The sequence below is a fragment of the Methylomonas sp. LL1 genome, assembly GCF_015711015.1.
Lineage (GTDB): Bacteria > Pseudomonadota > Gammaproteobacteria > Methylococcales > Methylomonadaceae > Methylomonas.
Genome location: NZ_CP064653.1, coordinates 1,022,543 through 1,042,781 on the forward strand (window position 1 = coordinate 1,022,543; position 20,239 = coordinate 1,042,781).

Consider the following 20,239-nt stretch of genomic DNA (forward strand, 5'->3'; position numbering starts at 1 on the left):
TGCCTTGTACCTAAATCGAACATCCGTTATTTTAAACAGGTTAAAAAATTAGTTAATCCAAAAGGAGAAGAATGAGCGCTTTAATCTGTGGTTCGATGGCTTACGACACCATCATGGTGTTTCACGATAAATTCAAACATCACATCTTGCCGGAGAAGACGCACATTCTGAATGTGTCGTTTCTGGTGCCGACGATGCGTCGTGAATACGGTGGCTGCGCCGGCAACATTGCCTATAACCTGCAATTGCTGAAGGAAGAACCGTTGATCATGGCTACCGTGGGCCACGATTTCGAGCCGTATGCGCAGTGGCTAAGCCAATGCGGCATTACAACCCGCTACATCAAAGTGTTGGATGATCATTTTACCGGTCAAGCCTACATCACCACCGATGAAGACGACAATCAGATTACCGCCTTTCATCCCGGTGCGATGAGCTTTTCCCATCTAAACGATGTGCCGGCTACTTCGGAAATCACGGTTGGTATCGTCTCGCCCGACGGAAAACAAGGTATGCAAGAGCACGCCGAGCAATTCGCCGAGTTGGGGATACCGTTCATTTTCGACCCCGGTCAAGGCATGCCGATGTTCAGTGGCGAGGAATTATTGCATTTTCTGGAACTGGCCAATTACGCTACCTTCAACGATTACGAGTCGGAACTGATGCAACAACGTACCGGTTTGACACTGGAGCAAATTGCCGAAAAAGTCGATGCCTTGATCATTACCCTGGGTAGTAACGGCTCCAAAATCTATACCCAAGGTACTTGTATCGAAATTCCGCCCGCCACCCCGAAACAGGTGTTGGATCCCACCGGTTGCGGAGATGCTTACCGGGCCGGCCTGTTGTATGGTCTTATGAATGATTACGATTGGGATGTCACCGGCCGTATCGCCTCGTTATTGGGTGCGATTAAAATCGAACATAACGGCACCCAGAATCATGTGTTCAGCATGCCGGAATTCAAGGAACGTTACCAGGAAACCTTCGGTTCGTCATTTTGAGTTTAACCAAAACCCAGGCCTTATTAGCGCTGATGGCCCGCTTGCGCGACCCGGAAACGGGTTGCGCCTGGGACCGGAAACAGGATTTTTATAGCCTGATTCCGTATACCATCGAGGAAGCTTATGAAGTGGCCGATGCGATTGAGCGCAACGACTTCGATGATTTGCGCGGCGAGCTGGGCGATTTGCTGCTGCAAGTGGTGTTCCATTCGCGTATAGCGGAAGAACGTGGCTTGTTCGATTTCGAACAGGTTGCCGCTGCTATCGGCGATAAATTGGTCAGTCGCCATCCGCATGTGTTTGCCGGCGTCAAGTTCGACAGTGACGATGAACGCCAACAGGCTTGGGAAGAGGCCAAGGCCCAAGAAAGGCAACAAAAACATCCTAATAAAAAAACAGACAGCGTATTGTCCGGAGTAGCCAAAAGTCTGCCGGCGTTGGTGGAGTGCGAAAAAATCCAGAATCGTGCCGCCAGTCACGGTTTCGACTGGCCGGATACCGAGCCTGTATTCGACAAGGTCAGAGAAGAGTTACAAGAAGTGCACGAAGCCTGGCAGTCGGGCGATCAGACTCACATTCAGGAAGAGGTGGGCGATTTATTGCTGGTAGCGGTCAATTTGGCCCGCCATCTGAAAGTCAATCCGGAAATCGCCTTGAAACAAGCCACCAAGAAATTTACCCGCCGCTTCAATTACATTGAAAAGCAGATCGAAGCTTCGGGCAGAGCATTGCGCGATTGTGAACTCGAGGAACTGGATGGCCTATGGCACGAAGCCAAGCGGGTGCAAAACAAGACCGGATCGAGCCATGATGATTAAGTTGGCGCTATTGGCAGTCGCGCTACTGGTTCCGCTCACGGCCACGGCGGAGGTTTTGGGCCATATTTCCGAGGACACCACGCCAATTCCACCGTCGCAACCGGAGGGCAGTCAAAATCACGACAGACGCATCATTTATCGGGTGATCTGCTCACCGGAGGACCAAGGCTTACCGGACTGCGAGCGGCCGTTCGACGATACTGAGTCTTCGGCTCGGCCGGTTTCCCGACCGGAACCCGATATGCCGGATGATGCCTTGCAAGCGGAAACGGAACAGGCTATTCAGCCGGCAAAGCCACTAAAAGCAACGCCAGCCACCAGCAAAAAATCCAATTCCAGCAAAAAAAGCCCAAAGGCCGCTAGCCGGAAAAAATCGACGAAAAAATCACCCGCTAAAAAAGCCGCAAACAAAAAGAAATAAGCCCGACTGGATTCGGCTTCGTGAAACCGTTACTCGGATTAACCAGCCGACCGAACTCTACGGGGCGCTTAATATCTGTTTCCAGGTTTAGGGCAGAAGGCGCTCTGTCGAAGTGAAGCTTGTTAGCCGATAAAATCCCCTCGAATAGTGAACAATATAGCAAAGCATGACCTGCATTTTTGAGGGAGCTGAATTTTATGCCTATTCAGCGTAAATCGCCCTGTCCGTTACTTGTCGTGCCTTGTTTAACGCCATGCGGCGATTGAATTAGCCTCTTCAAGGTCTCGCTGAATAGTTATTGATTTTCTTGATTGCGATGGGCAATCGTCGATTAAAATGGCAAATAGTAACCCGCCAAACCTTAAAACTTAGCCCTGAACAAACGCCGGCAAATAACGAAGTATCCCATGGAAATTTGCAATATCGAATCCTGCGGCGAAGTCGCGGGGCGCAGGCTCGCTGAACAGCGTCTCTCTGAACGGGAACGCCACTACCACGACATACTCCACAACCTTTCCGATGCCATCTATCTGGTGGAAGTCACCGAGGATGATCGTTTTCGCTACCTGGAAACCAACCGCGCCTTCGAGGCCATGATGGGCATGGCTGAGGATGGCATGTTGGGAAAATGTGTCGGCGAGGTGCTGCGGGCGTCGGGCGCGGAAACTTCGGCCGAGAACGCGATCGCCAAGTTTCACCGCTGCCTGGAGCTAGGCCACGCCATCAGCGGGGAAATCACGCTGGATACGCCGTCCGGCCGTCGCATCCTCAATTCAACGCTGACGCCTTTGTTCGACGACGCGGGCCGCATCGACCGCATCCTCGGCGTTTCCCGCGACGTCACCGCAAGCAAACTAGCCGAACGCTTGAACGATTTTCTGGGCTTTGCGCTCAACCAAGCAAACGACGCGGTGTTTTTAATCGATCCCAAGGCCGACCACCGTTTCCGCTACGTCAACGACCAGGCCTGCCGCTCGCTGGGCTATGGCCGCGACGAATTGTTGGGCATGAGCGTGCCGGATATCGATCCTTACGTGGATTTGGAGGCGGCCCGGAACATTGACGAGCAAATACGCAAACAGACTTCTTTTCGTTTCGAAACCTTTCACCGCCGGAAGGACGGCCAGGTTTTTCCGGTCGAAATCAGCGGGACGGAAATCGAGCATGACGGCCAAACCATGGCGCTTTCCATTGTCCGCGACATCACCGAGCGCAAAGCCGCCGAGGCCGCGCTGCGCGCCAGCGAGGAACGCATGCGTTTGTTCTTCGAGCGCCAGCTGGTCGGCATGGCGATAACCTCGCCGGAAAAGGGCTGGCTTAAGGCCAACGACAAGATTTGCAAGATGTTTGGTTACAGCCGCGAGGAGCTGGCGAAGCTGACCTGGGCCGATCTGACCTATCCGGACGATTTGCCGGCCGACGTAGCCCAATTCGAGCGCATGCTGAGCGGCAAAATCGACAGTTACGCGATGGAAAAACGCTATCTCCACAAGGATGGCCGCATCGTTTTCATCAATCTATCGGTCGGCTGCGTACGGCGGGAAGACGGCGCGGTGGATTACGTGCTGGCACTGTTGGAAGACATCACCGAGCGCAAACGGTTCGAGCTCGATAGAAAATTATTAACCGAGATTCTGGAACAGTCGCCCGATTTCGTCGGTACGGTAGACATGCAAGGCCAGCTCGGCTATCACAACCTCGCCGCGCGAAGGATGGTCGGTTTGGCTGATGATGCCGATGTTACCCAGTTGAGCATTTCCGACATGCATCCGAAATGGGTGACGAAGTTGATCATGGAGACGGCCTTGCCCATCGCGCTGGAACAGGGTGTATGGCGCGGTGAAACCGCCTTGTTGCATCGAGATGGCCGGGAAATTTCCGTTCAGCAGACGATCATGTTGCATCGGGATGCCGACGGTAAGCCGAAGGGCACTTCCACCATCATGCAGGACATCACCGAACGCAAACACATGGAAGAGCAGCTTAAATTAAAGGAGTTCGCCCTCGAATATGCGCAAGATGCCGTTTACCTGATGGTTCCCAATGGGCGCTTCGCCTATGTCAACGATCAGGCCTGTCGCGCCTTGGGGTACAGCCGCGACGAACTGTTAAAGCTGACGCCGTTCGACATCGACCCGGACATCACGCCGGAAAGTAATCTAGGCCTCCAGGAGGAGGTTCAAACCCAAGGTTTGATTAGCTTCGAAACTCACCATAAGCGCCGCGACGGCAGCGTGTTCCCGGTCGAGATTCGCGGCTCGCGCTTCGATTACCAAGGGCAGGTATTTTTGCTGGCTTTGGCTAGCGACATCAGCGAGCGCAAACGCATGGAGGAAGAACGCCTTGCCCATCTGCATTTCTTCGAAAGCATGGACAGGGTCAATCGCGCTCTCCAAGGCTCGAACGATTTGGAAATCGTGCTTAACAATGTACTCGATACCGTGTTGGCTATCTTCGACTGTGACCGGGCGTTTCTTTGCCATCCCTGCGATCCAAAAGCCGATTCCTGGAGTGTGCCCTTCGAAAAGACCAAGCCCGAATTTCCGGGAGCCCAGGCCTTGGGTATGGCTATGCCGATGGACGCCGATATGGCTAAGACATTTAGTCTGTTATTGGATACCGATGGCCCCGTGACCCAGGGGGCGGGAAACCAACATCCACTGCCAAAAGAAGTGTCGGAGACATTCGGCATAAAATCCCACATGGCGGTCGCCGTTTATCCCAAGGGCGATAAGCCCTGGCGGTTCGGGATACATCAATGTTCCCGCACCAGAGCCTGGACAGCCGACGAACAAAAGCTGTTTCAAGAGATAGGCCGGCACCTGGCCGACGCGTTGACTGGTTTGTTGGTCTACCGTAGCTTGCAAACCAGCGAACGGGAGTTCAGGACGCTGGCGGAAAATATGCCGGACACCTTGATCCGCTATGACCGCGAAGGCCGTCGTACCTACATCAATCCGGCGTTGGTGCGGATTTCTGCTGTCAGGGAAGAACAAATGATCGGCTTGACGCAGCAGGAATCCAATCCATTTACCATGCCGGAAATTTACCAGCTGGCACTGGAACATACGCTTGCTACAGGTGAGCGTAGCGAGCTCGAGCTACCGATACCCACGCCATTAGGCGACATACGCACCAACCTGATTATCATCGCGGCAGAGCGGGCGGCGGACGGACAAATTTCGGGCGCGATTACCATCGGTCATGACATCACCGAGCGCAAGCAAGCGGAAGCCCTGCTGGTGCAGCGTGAACTTGAGTTCCGCACCCTGGCGGAAAACTCGCCGGACGCTATCATCCGCTACGACCGCGACTGCCGAAGAACCTATGTCAACCGGGCTTACGAGATAGCGACCAATACCCAGAGGGCCGAAATCGTCGGCAAAATCCCGCAGGATGATTGGCGTTTGGCGGTACCCACCGCGGACAAATATACCAAGCTATTGCGGCGCGTGATGGCGACCGGGAAAGTCGAGCAATTGGAGGCACAATTGCTCGACGCCGACGGCGGTTCCCATTACTTTTCCATGCATTTTGTGCCGGAATACGACGAACATGACCAAGTCAACGGTGTGCTGGCGTTCGGTGCCGACATTACCGAACTCAAAACCGCCGAACGCCGCCGCGTGGAGGCGCGCGAAGACGAGCGAAAGCTGCTCGCGCGCGAATTGCACGACGATTTGGGACAACGCTTGACGGCATTGCGTCTGGATGTTGCCTTGCTGGAACTGAAGTTTGGAAAGAATGACCCCGAGTTGTTAGCGAAAATAAAGGAAATGGACGCCGCCGTGGGCGAGACTTTTAAGATCATCCGTAGCCTGTTGACCATGTTGAGACCGGCCATATTGGATATGGGCTTGGTTCCGGCCATGGAATGGTTGGTCTCAGAATTTCGTAAAAGAACCCAAGTTGCGTGCAGATTGCAGCTTCCCGAGCAAAAACTTGCTCTGAACGAAGCCCAATCCATCGCGATATTCCGTATCGTTCAGGAATCGCTGACCAACATCGTCAAGTATGCTCAGGCCAGTAAAGTCAGCATCGTCCTGACTCGGGAGGATGGCGCTTACTGCCTGGACATCCAAGACGACGGCAAGGGTTTCGACCTCGGTGCCGCTAAAAAAATGGGAGCGTTCGGCCTGAAAGGTATAGAGGAGCGGGTCCAAGTGTTGGGCGGCAAACTGACCATCGAAACCGCACCTAGACATGGGGTGAGATTGACAATCCAATTACCTCGGTGGGGTTGAGGGGATAGTCGGCGTATTAACCTCGGCCTCGACGCACGATAGCCAAGTCGTTATCCCCTCACAGCCGACGCGATCGCTGAGAGTCAGTTTAGAGTTGCTTTGGTCAACCAATCTGTTTCAGGTTAGCTGGAGCTCGATAAGCTTCCGGTGCGCGAGACCACAATACAGGCGGTGACCGGGATTTTAAGCATTAACGTACAATTACTTCCTAATTCTGTGAGGAACTCTCTAACCCGCCAGCCTGGTATCAAAGGGTTCAACCGTAACCATGTCGCCGGCAGCCACGCCGGTGCAGTCGTTATCCAATACGATAAAACAATTCGCCAGACTGGCCACCTTGAGTTGGTGCGAGTCTTGTTGGCCTGCAGGTTTCACCGTGAATTCGCCGGGAGCGATTTGGCTCAGTATGCCGCGTTGATATTCCCGCCGGCCAGGAGATTTGCGCAAGGGGTTGTCGCAACGCGCTCGCAGTTGCAACGGTCTTGAAGGCGATAAGCCGGCCAGTTGCAGTAGGGCCGGTTTGACGAATTGTTCGTATGTCACCAATACAGCCACCGGGTTACCCGGCAATCCGAAAAACCAGCATCGGCCAATCCGGCCAAACGCCAATGGCTTGCCCGGCTTGATCGCCAGCTTCCAGAAATTGACCTGGCCGCATTTTTCCAAGGTTTGCCGGATAAAATCAGCTTCACCGACGGAGGCGCCGCCGGTGGAAATTAACACGTCAAATTGTTGCGCCGCCGAGCTCAAGGTCTGTTCCAACAGGGATTGATCGTCTTTGATCACGCCTAAGTCCGTAATGGAATGACTAGGGTCGCTTAATAAACCAGCCAGCATATAACGGTTGCTATCGTAGATTTGTCCGGGTTGCGGGACTTGGCCCAAGGCCGTCAATTCATCGCCGGTGGAGAAAAAGCCGACTTTTAATTGCCGCTTTACTACCAATTCAGCAATGCCGGCCGCGGCCAGCAGTCCCAGGTCGCTGGCATGCAGTTTTTTGGGTGCTTGGATCAGTTGCTGTTGCAGCATGACATCGCTGCCGGCGGCGCGGATGTTTTTGAAGGGCTGGCTGTCGCCGGGCAAGGTAATTTGTGCGCCATGGCGAATAACTTGCTCCTGTGTAATCACGCTGTCGGCAAATTCAGGCAACACGGCGCCGGTGAAAATTCGCACGCATTGATTTTTTTCCGCCGTGCCGGTAAAGGGTTTTCCCGCCCAGGAGGTGCCGACCACCTCTAAGTTTAAAGGCTGGTTTTCAACCAAATCCGCGCTGGAAAATGCATAACCATCCATCGCGGCATTGGCTTGCGGTGGAATATCGATTGGCGAGTAGAGGGTTTCGGCCAGCGCCCGGCCCAAGGCTTGCGGTAGTTTGATGCGTTCATGCTCGCTAATGCTTTCTATGGCGTTACCAATGTTTGACAACGCTTCTTCAACGGACAGAAGCTTGGCCGTTTGGGGATAACAAATTTCGGTCACGTTTGAGGCTCGAAAAAATGATGGAAAATAAAGTCGGCTATAGCATCGGGATGATTCAAATCCAGACAAGGCAGGTGTTCCGGCGTGTCCAATAGCCGGTCGCTGGCAATGGCAATGATGCTGCCGTCATGGGGATAAAGCAAATCCTTACCTAAACCGGGGCGATGCAGTTCTATCTTGGCGAACTTTTCATGCCGAAAGCCTTCGATCAGAATCAAATCCAATTCATCGACGGGAAAGGCGGCTAGTTGCTCCCGTAAACCGATTTGGCGTTGCGGACTGAATTCCGTAATCAACGCCCGCCGATAAGGCGATACGATCATCACCGGGCTGGCACCGGCCAAACGAAGTTGATAGCTGTCCTTGCCGGGATAATCGATTTCAAAGTCATGGTGACTATGTTTAATGACGCCGACCCGCAATCCGCGCTGCTTTAAAATCGGTATCAGTTTGGTCAGTAAACTGGTTTTGCCGGTGCCGCTGTAAGCGGCAAAACCTAGAATGGGAGGCGAGGGCATCGGCTAACTCGGTGGCTGTGAATGGACCGGCATTCTAAGGTATTATGCCCGACTGTTGTTGCTGTTTGCCGGGAGAAAAAGTGATTCGCATTTTGTTGCTGTTGGTGCCGGCGATACTGTTGTACCTTGCCTTTCGTCGACTGCGGAAATTACCGCCATCAGAGATTGGTGGGCGGCTAAAAAAATTCGGCTGGATCCTGGTCATTTTATTGCTGCTGGTGCTGGCCGGCAGCGGCAAACTGAATGTAGTGTTTGCCATGCTGGGGGTGGCAATTGCATTTATCGTGCGATTGATGCCGGCAATTTTGCATTATGCTCCGCAACTGCATCGTTTGTGGCTGTTATTCGTTAGCGATAAGCAACGGCAAAATCAACAACAGTCCTCCTACCGTCCGCCGCGCGGCGGCGGCATGAGCAAAACCGAAGCCTTGGACGTGTTGGGTTTGAAGCCCGGCGCCAGCGAAAAAGACATCATCGAAGCCCATCGTAAACTAATATCCAAACTGCATCCGGATCGCGGCGGTTCGGACTATTTGGCGGCACAGATCAATTTAGCCAAAAAGGTCTTGCTCAACCACTGAGTGCCGATATCCAACTTTATTTTAGCAAAATCCAAAAAAATATTAATCAAAACAAGTATTTGCTTTTAGTTTGTCGCAATTTGACAACAGGCAGCCAGCGATTAGTCCGCCTGAAAATTATTTGAATTGTTTAGCAAAATCAATTGATAACATAATTATTTTAAAGTTATACTGGCACTAAGCCTTGAAAGGCGTTATGCTAAAACCCGTGATTGGAAAGCAACTGTGTTGTCGAAATGGCACACTTGTGTTAACGGGCTTCCAAGCCTTTAACGCCTTGGTTTAAACCGTTGTGTGCGATAAAACAAAAACCTGATTTGAGTCAAGTCAAACTCCGACCACTAACGTCAGTATATGTAAGGGCGTTAAAAAACAAGGCAAGCCGATAAAACCACCCATAATGTAAGCCAATTGACCAAAAGCCTCAAACCTGGAGAAGAGTCATGATGGAAGAAGCGATAGATATAACTAAAGAGCTGGAAATGGACATTCCCCATCTCATGTCATTCGACGATATTGAGGATGACAGCCCCGAGATCGATTCTACCGAGAACTTGAAATTGGCCGAAGTTGAAATCGGCGATACTCTGAGCGAAACCAGCTTCGATGCCACCCGCGCTTATCTGAATGAGCTGAGTAAATCGCATTTATTGACGGCCGACGAAGAAAAGGTCTACGGCAAACGCGCTTTGGCGGGCGACTCGGATGCACGGAAAATTATGATAGAGAGCAATCTGCGTTTGGTGGTAAAAATATCCCGCCGCTATTTAAACCGGGGCTTACCGCTACTGGATTTAATCGAAGAGGGCAATTTGGGTTTGATTCGGGCCGTGGAAAAATTCGACCCGGAACGGGGCTTTCGCTTTTCAACCTATGCCACTTGGTGGATCAGGCAGACTATAGAGCGGGCCATCATGAATCAAACCCGCACCATTCGCTTGCCGATCCACATCGTCAAGGAAATGAACGTTTACCTGAAAGCCCAGCGCAATCTGGCCCAGCATCTGGATCACGAGCCTACCGCCGACGATATTGCCAAGCATCTGGACAAGCCGGTCAAAACCGTCAATAAAATGCTGAAACTGAACGAACGCGTCAGTTCGGTTGATGTTTCCTACGGCAAGGATTTCGATAAACCTTTACTGGAAACCATCTCCGAAGAGGAAAGCCGTTCGCCCGCCGAAATTCTGCAAGACAATCTGATCCAAACCAACGTCACCCACTGGGTCTATCAACTGGCCGATAAACAGCGGGAGGTGATTTGCCGCCGCTACGGTTTATGTGGTTTCGAAAGCGCAACCCTGGAACAAGTGGCGCTGGAACTGGGCGTTACCCGCGAGCGCGTCAGACAAATTCAGATGGATGGCTTAAAACGCCTGAAAGAAATTTTGGAAGATACGGGCTATTCATTCGAATCGATTTTTAACTAAAGTCCGCCGATTCCCCATATCCCGGACCGAAATGTTCGTTGATTGAGCGGAACCGATGCGTTGGCTTCGGCTCCGCTCAGTCAACGGGAAATCCGCAAGACCGCAAAGTTTAATCTTGCAGCCAAAGGCAACCGCCAGCCACCTTAGCGATTTTGTCTAGGCGTTGTTGATGAGCGGCCAGCTCCTCTTCGTCGCAACTAATCACTTTTAGCCTTGGACGGTCGGCGGATAAGCGCACGATAGTTTGTTGCTCGCCACCGCCGGCATTATCGCTTTCCTCCAGCAACGAAGCCTGACCGCCGGTCATGATCAGATAGACGTCGGCCAGAATCTCGGCATCCAGTAACGCGCCATGCAAGTCCCTATGACTGTTGTCTATGCCGTAGCGCTTGCACAATGCGTCCAGACTATTGCGCGCACCGGGATGTTTTTTGCGGGCGTAGGCCAGGGTATCGAATACCGTGCTGTTGCTTTCCACCGAGCCGGTCTGGTGTCCCAATAGGGATAATTCGTGATTCAAAAAACCGACGTCAAACGGTGCGTTATGGATGATCAATTCCGCGCCCTTGGTAAAGGCTAAAAAGTCGTCCACTACCGCGGCAAAGCGCGGCTTGTCTTGCAGAAATTCGTTGGTGATGCCATGCACTTCAATCGCACCGGCATCGATTTCACGGTCCGGATTCAGATAGACATGAAAACGGTTCTGCGTCAGGCGGCGATTGATCAATTCCACGCAGCCGATTTCGATAATTTTGTGGCCTTCCTTGGGATTAATGCCGGTGGTTTCGGTGTCTAGCACCACCTGGCGTATGGATTTTGAGGTTTTCGGCATACGGTCGGATTGATTATTGGCAAAAAGTTTTCAGCAGTTCGGTTTGCACCTGAAACACCGGCTGATCGCCCGGCGTGGCGCGCAAATATTGGCCGTTGGTTTGCAGTAACCAGGCTTGCGAATTGTCCTTCAGATTGGCATGCAGATCGTTGATGATACGTTCGCTAATCCGTTTATCGGCAATCGGGAAGCACACTTCCACTCGGCGAAACAAATTACGGTTCATCAGGTCGGCGCTGGAGGCATAAACCGCCCAATCGCCGCCGTTGTAAAACGCGTAGATCCGGGTATGTTCCAAAAAGCGGCCGACAATCGAGCGCACCTCGATGTTGTCCGACACGCCGGGTACCCCCGGCCGCAGACAACAAATCCCACGCACGATCATTTTGATTTCCACCCCGGCCTGAGAGGCCCGATACAGGGCTTGTATGGCTTGCTCCTCGACCACGGCGTTGACCTTGATAATGATTTTGGCCGGTTTGCCCTTTTTGGCCTGCTCGATTTCCTTGTCCACCATTTTTAGCAAACCGTAGTGCAGGGTGAACGGCGATTGCAGCAGCTTATTCAGTTTGCTGACTTTACCCAGACTGGTCAATTGCATGAATACCCGCCGCACATCTTCGCTGAGCTCTTTTTCACAGGTAAACAGGCCGTAATCGGTATATAGGCGGGCGGTCTTGGGGTGGTAGTTGCCGGTGCCGAGGTGCACGTAATTGCGCAGGGTGCTGCCTTCCTTGCGCAGTACCATGCACATCTTGGCGTGGGTTTTATAGCCCACCACGCCGTAAACCACATGGGCGGCGGCTTCCTGTAGCTTGGCCGCCAGACCGATGTTGTCTTTTTCGTCGAAACGGGCGCGCAGTTCGATTACTACCGTTACTTCCTTGCCGGCGCGCGCGGCCTTGATCAAGGCCGCCACGATCGGCGAATCGACGCCGGTACGGTACAAGGTTTGTTTGATGGCTAATACATCCGGATCGGCGGCGGCTTGGCGAATGAAGTCCACGACCGGCATAAAGGATTCATAGGGATGATGCAGCAAAATATCCTGTTTTCGGATGCTGGCGAATATATCCTTGTTACGTCCCATAGCCGAAGGTACGCCGGGTTTGAACGGCAAAAACTTCAGGTCGGGCCGATCGACCATGGCATAGATCGCTTGAATACGGCTCAGATTGACCGGGCCATTGGCCAGAAACATGCGATCGGCGGTGAGTTCGAACCGAGCCAGCAAAAAATTGACGGTTTCTTCCGGACAATTGGCATCGATCTCCAGCCTAACTTCGTCGCCGTAATTGCGCATGGCCAACTCGCCTTCGACCGCCAGCATCAAATCGTCTATTGCGTCATCGTCGACGAAAAAATCACTGTTACGGGTTACCCTGAATTGGTAACAGCCCTTGACTGTCATGCCGTTGAACAGTTCGGAGACGAACTCGTGAATGATGGATGATAAAAATACAAAATCGTGCGGACCGTTGTCGGTTTCGGTGACCGGCAATTGTATGATGCGTGGCAAGGCGCGCGGTGCTTGCAAAATGGCGCGGCCGCTATTGCGGCCGAAAGCGTCCTTGCCGGTCAGGGAAATAATGAAATTTAAACTCTTATTCAGGATGCGTGGAAAGGGATGGGCTGAATCCAGTCCGACAGGCGTCAGAATCGGTAACAATTCTTCATTGAAATATTTTTCCAGCCAGGCTTTTTGTGTAAGACTCCAATTATCTCGCCGCAGAAAGCGGATGTTTTGGGTTTCCAGGCGCGGAATCAATACATCATTCAGCACCCGATATTGTTCGGCTACCAGTTCATGGGCCTTGATGGATATTTTTTCAAACTGTTCCTGAATGCTCAAGCCATCCGCGCTGATGAGGGTGGCATCCATTTCAGCCATTTGCAGCAAGCTGGCGACCCGCACCTCGTAAAATTCATCCAGATTGGAACAGGAAATACATAGATAATTCAACCGCTCCAGCAGTGGCAGATTTTCATCCAGCGCCTGCGCCAACACGCGCACATTGAATTCCAGCAGGCTTTGTTCGCGGTTGATGTAAAGCTCGGGACTGTTAAGTTCCGGTACGCTGATTTTCGCGCTATTCATAATAATGGAGTGTGAATCAAGGTAGGTTAGGGTAGTCGAATTATAGAGCAATTCGTGGCGCCCGATGGTTAAGCTTGCCTGCTCGGGATTGGCTGATTTGTTATAATCGGCGCATCTTTATTCAGTTTCCGGCCCGTCATGAATTTTCCAACCATAGAGTCCCAAGTTGGCAATACCCCGTTAGTGCGCTTACAACGTCTACCGGGCGCAACCAGTAATATTATTTTAGCCAAGCTGGAAGGCAATAATCCGGCCGGTTCGGTCAAGGATAGACCCGCCCTGAGCATGATCAAACATGCCGAAGCGCGTGGCGAAATCAAGCCCGGCGATCGTTTGATCGAAGCCACCAGCGGCAATACCGGTATCGCGCTGGCAATGGCGGCCGCGATCAAAGGTTATAAAATGACGCTGATTATGCCCGACAATATGAGCTCCGAACGCATTGCCTCAATGAAAGCCTACGGGGCCGAGATCATACTGACGCCGGCCGCCGGCAGCATGGAAGCGGCGATCGATCTGGCTCGCGGCATGGAAGCGGAGGGACAGGGTAAAATCCTCGATCAATTCGCAAATCCCGATAATCCGCGCGCACATTACGAAGGTACAGGCCCTGAAATCTGGCGCGATACCGAAGGCAAGATCACCCATTTCGTCAGCGCCATGGGTACCACCGGCACCATCATGGGCACATCCCGTTATTTGAAAGAACAAAATCCCGCTGTCAACATCGTCGGCGTCCAACCGGAAGGCGCGTCGAAAATACCCGGCATTCGGCGCTGGCCGCGGGAATATCTGCCTAAAATCTATGATGATCAACGCGTCGATCAAATCATCGAAGTCAATCAGCTCGATGCCGAAAATACCACGCGTGCACTGGCCGCCGAGGAAGGTATTTTTGCCGGCGTATCATCCGGCGGCGCGGTATTTGCCGCCTTGCAATTATCCAAGCAACTGGAAAACGCCATCATCGTGGCGATCATCTGCGATCGCGGTGACCGTTACTTATCCACCGGCGTGTTTCCAACCTGAAATCCTTAATCCGGCGGAACCGCCCCTCAAAATTAACGCCTTCAACGTCGGATTACGCTCTGGCGAGCTTATTTGATTTATGTATTTAAAATATGGCCCATAAGAAAAAACTTCCGCAAGACCCCGTCACTGTAACCATCGAATCCCTGTCCCACGACGGCCGAGGCGTTACCCACGTTGACGGCAAAGTCGTGTTCATAGACGAAGCACTGCCCGGTGAAACTCTCGAGTTTGTTTATACCGACAGCCGCAAGGATTATGCCGAAGGCAAGGTGGTAAAACTATTGACCCGCGCCGAACACAGGGTCGATCCGGGGTGCGCGCATTATGGGGTATGCGGTGGTTGTAGTTTTCAGCATGTAGACGACGGAGAACAAATTCATTTCAAGGAAGCCTTGCTGCAAGAACAATTCCGCCGTATCGGCAAGCTCGAGATTCCGCAAATCTGGGAAGCGTTGACCGGCCAGCACTGGTGTTATCGCACCAAGGCGCGGATGGGCGTCAAGTGGGTGGCTAAAAAGGCCCGGGTGTTGGTGGGTTTTCGCGAGCGGCGCAATCCATTTCTGGCCGAAATCGATAGTTGCAAGGTGATGCAGCCTATCGTCGGCGAAAATCTGTTGGCGCTGGGCGATATGATTGCCGGCCTGACTATCAAGGACAAAATACCGCAAATCGAGGTCGCCATCGGTGACAACGCCGTGGTGCTGGCATTTCGTGTACTGACGCCGCCGACCGAGGCCGATAAGCAAATAATGCGCGAATTTGCCCATCAACATCGGATCAGCATTTGTTTGCAGCCTAAAGGCCCGGATACCATAGCTCCGCTGGACGGTGAGCCGGAGGTGATTCCAAGCTATACGCTGGCGGAGCAAGGGGTTAAATTTAACTTCCGGCCGGCCATGTTTACCCAGGTCAACTATGACATCAACCAGAAAATGGTGACGCGGGCGCTGGATGCGCTGGAATTGAGCAGGGACGACAGAGTGCTGGATTTATTCTGCGGCTTGGGCAATTTTACCTTGCCGTTGGCTACCCGCGCGGGCTATGTGGTGGGCGTGGAAGGCGATTTGCCGCTGGTCAAGCATGCGCGCGAAAACGCGCGACTGAATAATTTGGATAACGTCGAATTTTATGTCGCCGATTTGAGCAAGGATGTCAAGGATTCACCCTGGTGCCAGCAGAAATTCAACAAGATATTACTCGATCCTTCGCGCGCGGGTGCGTCCGAAGTGCTGCATAATTTCAAGCACTGGCAACCGGAACGCATCGTTTACGTCTCCTGCAATCCTTCTACGTTGGCGCGCGATGCCGGTATTCTGGTCAACGAATTGGGCTACAAACTGGTCAAGGCCGGGGTCATGGACATGTTTCCGCAAACAGCGCACGTCGAATCCATCGCCCTGTTCGTCAAAAAATGACCTTCACCGAGCGACAACTGGACATTAGTATCGCCAATCAGCAATTGACCTTGCTGGAAAACGGCCGGGCTATCCTGCAATTTCCGATATCTACCGCCAAAAACGGGCCGGGGCAATTGAAGGGCAGCGAATGCACGCCGACCGGCTGGCACCGGATACGGGCTAAAATCGGAGCCGGCGCGCCGATCAACAGCGTGTTCGTCGGCCGCCGCGCTACCGGCGAAATTTATACGCCGGGCTTGGCCGCCGACCAGCCACAACGTGACTGGATATTGAGTCGGATTCTGTGGTTGGGCGGCTTGGAACCAGGACATAATCGCTATGGCGAGGTCGATAGCAGTTGGCGCTATATCTATATTCATGGCTGTCCGGACGAATTGATGCTAGACCAACCCGCCTCTCATGGTTGTATCCGGATGGCTAATGCCGACGTGATCGAGCTATTCGAGTCGGTCGAAGCCGGTTGCAAAGTATGGATTCATGCCTAGAATTTCCGTATGACACGTATTGTTTTAGGGATTGAATACGACGGCAGTGCTTACGCCGGCTGGCAATGGCAGAGCGGTAAACCCACCGTTCAAAGTGAATTACAATCGGCGTTGAGCAAAATCGCCAATCAGCCGATTACAGTCTTGTGTGCCGGCCGCACCGATGCCGGCGTGCATGCGCTGGAACAGGTGGTACACTTCGATTGCGAAGTCGAGCGCGATTTAAAGGCTTGGTTGATGGGCGGCAACAGCCAATTGCCGGATGATATTCGTATCATCTGGGCTAAACCGGCCATGGCCGATTTTCATGCCCGCTATAGCGCGATAGCGCGATTTTACCGGTACGTGATCCTGAACCGGCCGATGAAATCGGCCTTGCTGCGCACCCAGGCCACTTGGTGTTACCAGTCGCTGGACGAGCGGAAAATGCATGAAGCCGCGCAGGCCTTGATCGGCGAGCATGATTTTTCCTCGTTTCGAGCGCAGGGTTGCCAATCCAAAAGCCCTAATCGATTGATGTATTTCATTGATGTGTACCGCCGGGATCAGCAGGTCATCATCGATATTTGCGCCAACGCCTTTTTGCATCACATGGTCAGAAACATTGCCGGTGTGTTGATGGAAATCGGCATGGGGCGCCAACCGGTTGATTGGACCGACCGCTTGCTGCATTTGAAGGATCGTTCGCGCGCGGCCATGACCGCTTCGCCGAACGGTTTGCATTTGGGCGGCGTGCTATACCCCGAACACTACGGCATCGATAGGCATCCGCTTTTTACTAAATTACCCAAGGATGCCCGGCGCTTTGACTAATCAAAAGGTAGGGCGGCATGAGCGATGAGTCGTTGAAGGGTTTAAAGGCTTTACCGTTGAAATTTCCCAGACAATGCGGGTCATGTGGACGGATCTATCAAACCGAGGCCGAGTTTCTGCAACAAACTCTGGGTATGCGGGCGGGGCGCTCATCCTTGAAAGAAGGCGAGGATGATGACGGACGGGTCATCGTTGAAGTTTTCAGAAATTGTCTGTGCGGCTCTACCATGATGGACGAGTTTCATTCGCGCCGCGACAACTCCGTTGAAGGCCAAAGAAGGCGAGCGGAATATGCCAAGGCGCATGCTAAATAAGTAGCCGATCGTTACAAACGGGTTAACACCCGCGCCTAACCGGATCAAACAAGCTTGGATTAACCCATCACAGCCAAACAAACGGGTAATGGACATTAAAAATATAGAAATATTGATCGTTGACGATACGCCCGCCAATTTGCAATTGTTGGCCAGTATCCTGAAGGAAGAAGGTTACAAAATCCGTCCGGCATCCAGTGGTCGGTTGGCCTTGGACTCGATCTCAAAAAAACTACCCGATCTGATTTTGCTCGACATCAGGATGCCGGACATGGATGGTTACGAGGTTTGCAGCAGACTCAAACAAAATCCGCTGACTAAAAATATACCGGTGTTATTCATCAGCGCGTTGACCGATGTCAATGACAAGTTGAAGGCCTTTAATGTCGGAGGCCTGGATTACATCAATAAACCCTTCCAAATTGAAGAAGTCAAGGCCAGGGTTTCTACTCACCTGCAACTCAAAGCCTTGCAAAGCAGCATGGAGCAGAAAATCTCGGAAGGCATAGACGAGATACAGTCGCTTAGCCGGGAAATCATTGAAACTCAACGAGAACTGATCCTGACGATGGGCGAAATCTGCGAAACGCGTTCGCATGAGACTGGCATGCACGTCAAGCGGGTAGCCGATTATTCATTTTTATTGGCGCAATTATACGGTTGTAGCGATGCCGATTTGATCAAGCAGGCTTCGCCCATGCACGACATCGGTAAAGTTGCGATTCCCGATTACATATTAAATAAACCGGGTCCGTTGACCGAGGCCGAGTGGGTCGTGATGAAAACCCATAGTGAATTAGGTTTTCACATGCTGTCGGTTTCGCAACGGCCCTTGCTGAAAATGGCGGCCATCATCGCCCAACAGCACCATGAAAAATGGGATGGCAGCGGGTATCCGCAAGCTTTGAAGGCCGATGAGATTCATATTGCCGGGCGCATCAGCGGATTTGCCGATGTACTGGATGCCCTTGGGCACGAGCGTTGTTATAAAAAGGCCTGGGAGTGGGATAGAATTTTGCAATTTATTGAAGTTCAACGCGCCAAGCATTTCGATCCCAGATTGACCGATTTGTTCTTCGAACACATCGATCAATTTGTAGCACTGGCTGAACAGCACCGGAAACTCGAGCACGGTTAGGGTGATGCAATCATTGTCATTGGGGCGATTTTAATCGCCCAGGGCGAATGAATTCGCCCCTACCGGACATTCGAAAGCGCCATAAGTCGTCTAGTTCGCGAATTGAAGATGTGCGAACTCGCTGAATGTAGCCGGCTCACGCCGGCTTAGTTTTAATCTATGGTTTCTATCCAACGGCAACGTTCGTTGACGATAGGGGCGGTCTTGTCGTTGGCAATTCCCTTGGCGATTAACGCTATCACTCTATCGTCGGTATCGTAACCGATATGCGCATCCATCGGATTGGCCATTCTGCCTAATCCGAAAGCATCATAGATTTTGGCGACATTGATATTGATGTTGGTAACGTTGACGCATAAACGCGAATCCAGGTATTTGCTGACGAAATCATGCGGTAGTGCATAGCTGAGCAAATCATTGGGATCGCTGAAAGCGATGATGTTGGTCTTGCGCAGCATGCGCTCGGCATATTTTTCGCCTTCGGGCCGGCAATAGGCGGCTTCTTGATTGGTGATCTCGGGCAAGACTCTGCCCAGTTGCAGCATGGGTAACTGGTTGGACATCATATAAATCGGCACGTCCTTGTTTCTCATCGCATCGGCCATGGCCGCGTAGTAAGACGTCTCTTTATCGTTGTCTAAAATCGATACGATACGCTGCAAGCCATCTATGGTAATCCGGCTGCCAAGACTGTGCGACACAAAGGCGTAGCTATCGTTATAAAACGGCGTGACGTTTTTCGATGAACACTGTTGATGCACATCGTCCGGCAGATTATTCCAATCACCGTTAATCATCCAGCAAAACGATTGGGCAAACGCGGTCAATATATCTTCGCGCTTTTCGCCCAGATAGATGATGGGGTCGGGGCCGGTATCATTGGAGAATTTTTTCAACAAATCGTTGACTTCGGCTCGACGAAACGACTGCTCGCCGGAGTTGTCGTAAGACAACACTTCCTTTTCCTTTGAAGTGTTCTCGGACCAAGTTAATTCGTAAAAAAGCAATTCTTGGACTTTATCCTTATCCAGATAGCGGTTGATTCGCAGGTTGCCCAATTTTTTACTCGGATCTTTAGGACTTGCCAGCGTGATGTTTTTATAAGCCTTGGCCGTGACCGGCAGATCCAACTCCTTGGCCAGTTTCTCAAGAAACTGGGTCGAATAGCCTGGCAGGTGATTGCCGACACCGTGCACCATCAACACCTTCATTTTCCGTCCCGGCACATCCAATTGCGGCTTGAGGCCGTTGAATTTGTCGCCGGTAATTTCGCATACGCGCGTGTCCACAGTCTCTTGTTTTTCCAGTAAGGCCTCGGCAATGCCCCTGCCGAAACTAGAACATCCGCTCAGCAGGATACCGATACAACAAATAAGCAGTTTGCTATTGATTTTTCTCATCGGAATATAAAAGTTTTAGTCAAAATTGAATCAGTCGGAACAGAAGGCGGTTAAGCTCAGGATTTGGTTGGAAGTTCTTTTGCGATTATTCGATCGCATCACCAGTGAGGAACGGATTTTAGCCGCGAACGCAAACCTTTTCAGGCTATTGACCAATCTCCATCCATTTTCCGACATTATCGCAGGCACCGCCGGTATTCGCCATTATCGCCGC

At 52.1% G+C, this 20,239-nt stretch carries 17 protein-coding genes; 12 read left to right on the plus strand and 5 right to left on the minus strand.

Translation table 11 applies throughout. The features are described from left to right. Positions 1-71: 71 nt before the first annotated feature. The 4 genes from IVG45_RS05140 (at position 72) to IVG45_RS05155 (ending at position 6,487) form a co-directional block, all read left to right on the plus strand. The gene (locus tag IVG45_RS05140) at positions 72-1,004 is read left to right on the plus strand and encodes a carbohydrate kinase family protein (RefSeq protein ID WP_196436805.1); all 933 of its coding nucleotides are present in this window, start codon (positions 72-74) and stop codon (positions 1,002-1,004) included. Next, positions 1,001-1,822 carry a nucleoside triphosphate pyrophosphohydrolase gene (gene mazG / locus IVG45_RS05145; RefSeq protein WP_196436806.1) on the plus strand — a complete coding sequence of 274 codons (822 nt, stop codon included), beginning with the start codon at positions 1,001-1,003 and terminating at the stop codon, positions 1,820-1,822. The genes IVG45_RS05140 and mazG overlap by 4 nt, the downstream gene beginning before the upstream one ends. Further along, a complete protein-coding gene (locus IVG45_RS05150) occupies positions 1,812-2,243 on the plus strand; it encodes a hypothetical protein (RefSeq protein WP_196436807.1) in 432 nt (143 codons plus the stop codon). Before mazG ends, IVG45_RS05150 begins: the two co-directional genes overlap by 11 nt. 407 nt (positions 2,244-2,650) lie before the next feature. Beyond that, entirely contained in the window at positions 2,651-6,487 is a 3,837-nt protein-coding gene (locus IVG45_RS05155; protein ID WP_196436808.1) for a PAS domain S-box protein, read from the plus strand. 228 nt (positions 6,488-6,715) lie between these two features. On the opposite strand, the gene moeA is transcribed toward IVG45_RS05155, so the two are convergent. Then, positions 6,716-7,966: a molybdopterin molybdotransferase MoeA gene (gene moeA, locus IVG45_RS05160; RefSeq protein WP_196436809.1), complete on the minus strand. Its 1,251-nt coding sequence runs from the start codon at positions 7,964-7,966 to the stop codon at positions 6,716-6,718. Then, a complete protein-coding gene (gene mobB, locus IVG45_RS05165) occupies positions 7,963-8,484 on the minus strand; it encodes a molybdopterin-guanine dinucleotide biosynthesis protein B (protein WP_196436810.1) in 522 nt (173 codons plus the stop codon). The genes moeA and mobB overlap by 4 nt, the downstream gene beginning before the upstream one ends. Positions 8,485-8,564: 80 nt before the next feature. Between mobB and IVG45_RS05170 the strand changes: the two genes are divergently transcribed. Next, a complete protein-coding gene (locus IVG45_RS05170; protein ID WP_196436811.1) occupies positions 8,565-9,065 on the plus strand; it encodes a DnaJ domain-containing protein in 501 nt (166 codons plus the stop codon). A gap of 443 nt (positions 9,066-9,508) precedes the next feature. After that, positions 9,509-10,495 carry an RNA polymerase sigma factor RpoS gene (rpoS, locus tag IVG45_RS05175; RefSeq protein ID WP_196436812.1) on the plus strand — a complete coding sequence of 329 codons (987 nt, stop codon included), beginning with the start codon at positions 9,509-9,511 and terminating at the stop codon, positions 10,493-10,495. 109 nt (positions 10,496-10,604) lie between these two features. Here the strand turns inward: rpoS and dnaQ are convergent, their stop codons facing one another. Both dnaQ and ppk1 read right to left on the minus strand, forming a co-directional pair. Beyond that, positions 10,605-11,327, minus strand: coding sequence for a DNA polymerase III subunit epsilon (gene dnaQ, locus IVG45_RS05180; RefSeq protein ID WP_196436813.1), 723 nt, complete (start codon positions 11,325-11,327; stop codon positions 10,605-10,607). 13 nt (positions 11,328-11,340) lie between these two features. Continuing rightward, positions 11,341-13,425, minus strand: coding sequence for a polyphosphate kinase 1 (ppk1, locus tag IVG45_RS05185; RefSeq protein WP_196436814.1), 2,085 nt, complete (start codon positions 13,423-13,425; stop codon positions 11,341-11,343). Between the two features lie 138 nt (positions 13,426-13,563). Here ppk1 and cysM point away from each other — a divergent pair, with 138 nt between their 5' ends. The 6 genes from cysM to IVG45_RS05215 all read left to right on the plus strand — a co-directional run bounded on the left by cysM (position 13,564) and on the right by IVG45_RS05215 (position 18,625). Beyond that, positions 13,564-14,454 carry a cysteine synthase CysM gene (gene cysM / locus IVG45_RS05190; RefSeq protein WP_196436815.1) on the plus strand — a complete coding sequence of 297 codons (891 nt, stop codon included), beginning with the start codon at positions 13,564-13,566 and terminating at the stop codon, positions 14,452-14,454. A gap of 92 nt (positions 14,455-14,546) precedes the next feature. Beyond that, positions 14,547-15,872 carry a 23S rRNA (uracil(1939)-C(5))-methyltransferase RlmD gene (gene rlmD, locus IVG45_RS05195; RefSeq protein ID WP_196436816.1) on the plus strand — a complete coding sequence of 442 codons (1,326 nt, stop codon included), beginning with the start codon at positions 14,547-14,549 and terminating at the stop codon, positions 15,870-15,872. Continuing rightward, the gene (locus IVG45_RS05200) at positions 15,869-16,360 is read left to right on the plus strand and encodes a L,D-transpeptidase (RefSeq protein ID WP_196436817.1); all 492 of its coding nucleotides are present in this window, start codon (positions 15,869-15,871) and stop codon (positions 16,358-16,360) included. Before rlmD ends, IVG45_RS05200 begins: the two co-directional genes overlap by 4 nt. A gap of 9 nt (positions 16,361-16,369) precedes the next feature. Next, positions 16,370-17,173 carry a tRNA pseudouridine(38-40) synthase TruA gene (gene truA, locus IVG45_RS05205; protein WP_196436818.1) on the plus strand — a complete coding sequence of 268 codons (804 nt, stop codon included), beginning with the start codon at positions 16,370-16,372 and terminating at the stop codon, positions 17,171-17,173. A 17-nt stretch (positions 17,174-17,190) separates the two neighbouring features. After that, a complete protein-coding gene (locus IVG45_RS05210) occupies positions 17,191-17,487 on the plus strand; it encodes a hypothetical protein (RefSeq protein WP_196436819.1) in 297 nt (98 codons plus the stop codon). An 88-nt stretch (positions 17,488-17,575) separates the two neighbouring features. Beyond that, positions 17,576-18,625 (plus strand): response regulator, encoded by a 1,050-nt coding sequence (locus IVG45_RS05215; RefSeq protein ID WP_196436820.1) that lies wholly within the window; start codon positions 17,576-17,578, stop codon positions 18,623-18,625. Positions 18,626-18,777: 152 nt separating this feature from the next. Here IVG45_RS05215 and IVG45_RS05220 read toward each other — a convergent pair whose 3' ends face one another. Further along, the gene (locus tag IVG45_RS05220) at positions 18,778-20,025 is read right to left on the minus strand and encodes a hypothetical protein (RefSeq protein ID WP_196436821.1); all 1,248 of its coding nucleotides are present in this window, start codon (positions 20,023-20,025) and stop codon (positions 18,778-18,780) included. Positions 20,026-20,239: the final 214 nt, after the last annotated feature.

Bases quoted from the DNA above. Each gene is read 5' to 3' on its own strand.
- rlmD (WP_196436816.1), top strand. From the start codon at position 14,547: ATGGCCCATAAGAAAAAACTTCCGCAAGACCCCGTCACTGTAACCATC.
- truA (WP_196436818.1), top strand. From the start codon at position 16,370: ATGACACGTATTGTTTTAGGGATTGAATACGACGGCAGTGCTTACGCC.
- ppk1 (WP_196436814.1), bottom strand. From the start codon at position 13,425: ATGAATAGCGCGAAAATCAGCGTACCGGAACTTAACAGTCCCGAGCTT.
- mobB (WP_196436810.1), bottom strand. From the start codon at position 8,484: ATGCCCTCGCCTCCCATTCTAGGTTTTGCCGCTTACAGCGGCACCGGC.
- IVG45_RS05210 (WP_196436819.1), top strand. From the start codon at position 17,191: ATGAGCGATGAGTCGTTGAAGGGTTTAAAGGCTTTACCGTTGAAATTT.
- IVG45_RS05150 (WP_196436807.1), top strand. From the start codon at position 1,812: ATGATGATTAAGTTGGCGCTATTGGCAGTCGCGCTACTGGTTCCGCTC.
- IVG45_RS05215 (WP_196436820.1), top strand. From the start codon at position 17,576: ATGGACATTAAAAATATAGAAATATTGATCGTTGACGATACGCCCGCC.
- rpoS (WP_196436812.1), top strand. From the start codon at position 9,509: ATGATGGAAGAAGCGATAGATATAACTAAAGAGCTGGAAATGGACATT.
- cysM (WP_196436815.1), top strand. From the start codon at position 13,564: ATGAATTTTCCAACCATAGAGTCCCAAGTTGGCAATACCCCGTTAGTG.
- IVG45_RS05155 (WP_196436808.1), top strand. From the start codon at position 2,651: ATGGAAATTTGCAATATCGAATCCTGCGGCGAAGTCGCGGGGCGCAGG.
- dnaQ (WP_196436813.1), bottom strand. From the start codon at position 11,327: ATGCCGAAAACCTCAAAATCCATACGCCAGGTGGTGCTAGACACCGAA.
- IVG45_RS05200 (WP_196436817.1), top strand. From the start codon at position 15,869: ATGACCTTCACCGAGCGACAACTGGACATTAGTATCGCCAATCAGCAA.
- IVG45_RS05140 (WP_196436805.1), top strand. From the start codon at position 72: ATGAGCGCTTTAATCTGTGGTTCGATGGCTTACGACACCATCATGGTG.
- IVG45_RS05220 (WP_196436821.1), bottom strand. From the start codon at position 20,025: ATGAGAAAAATCAATAGCAAACTGCTTATTTGTTGTATCGGTATCCTG.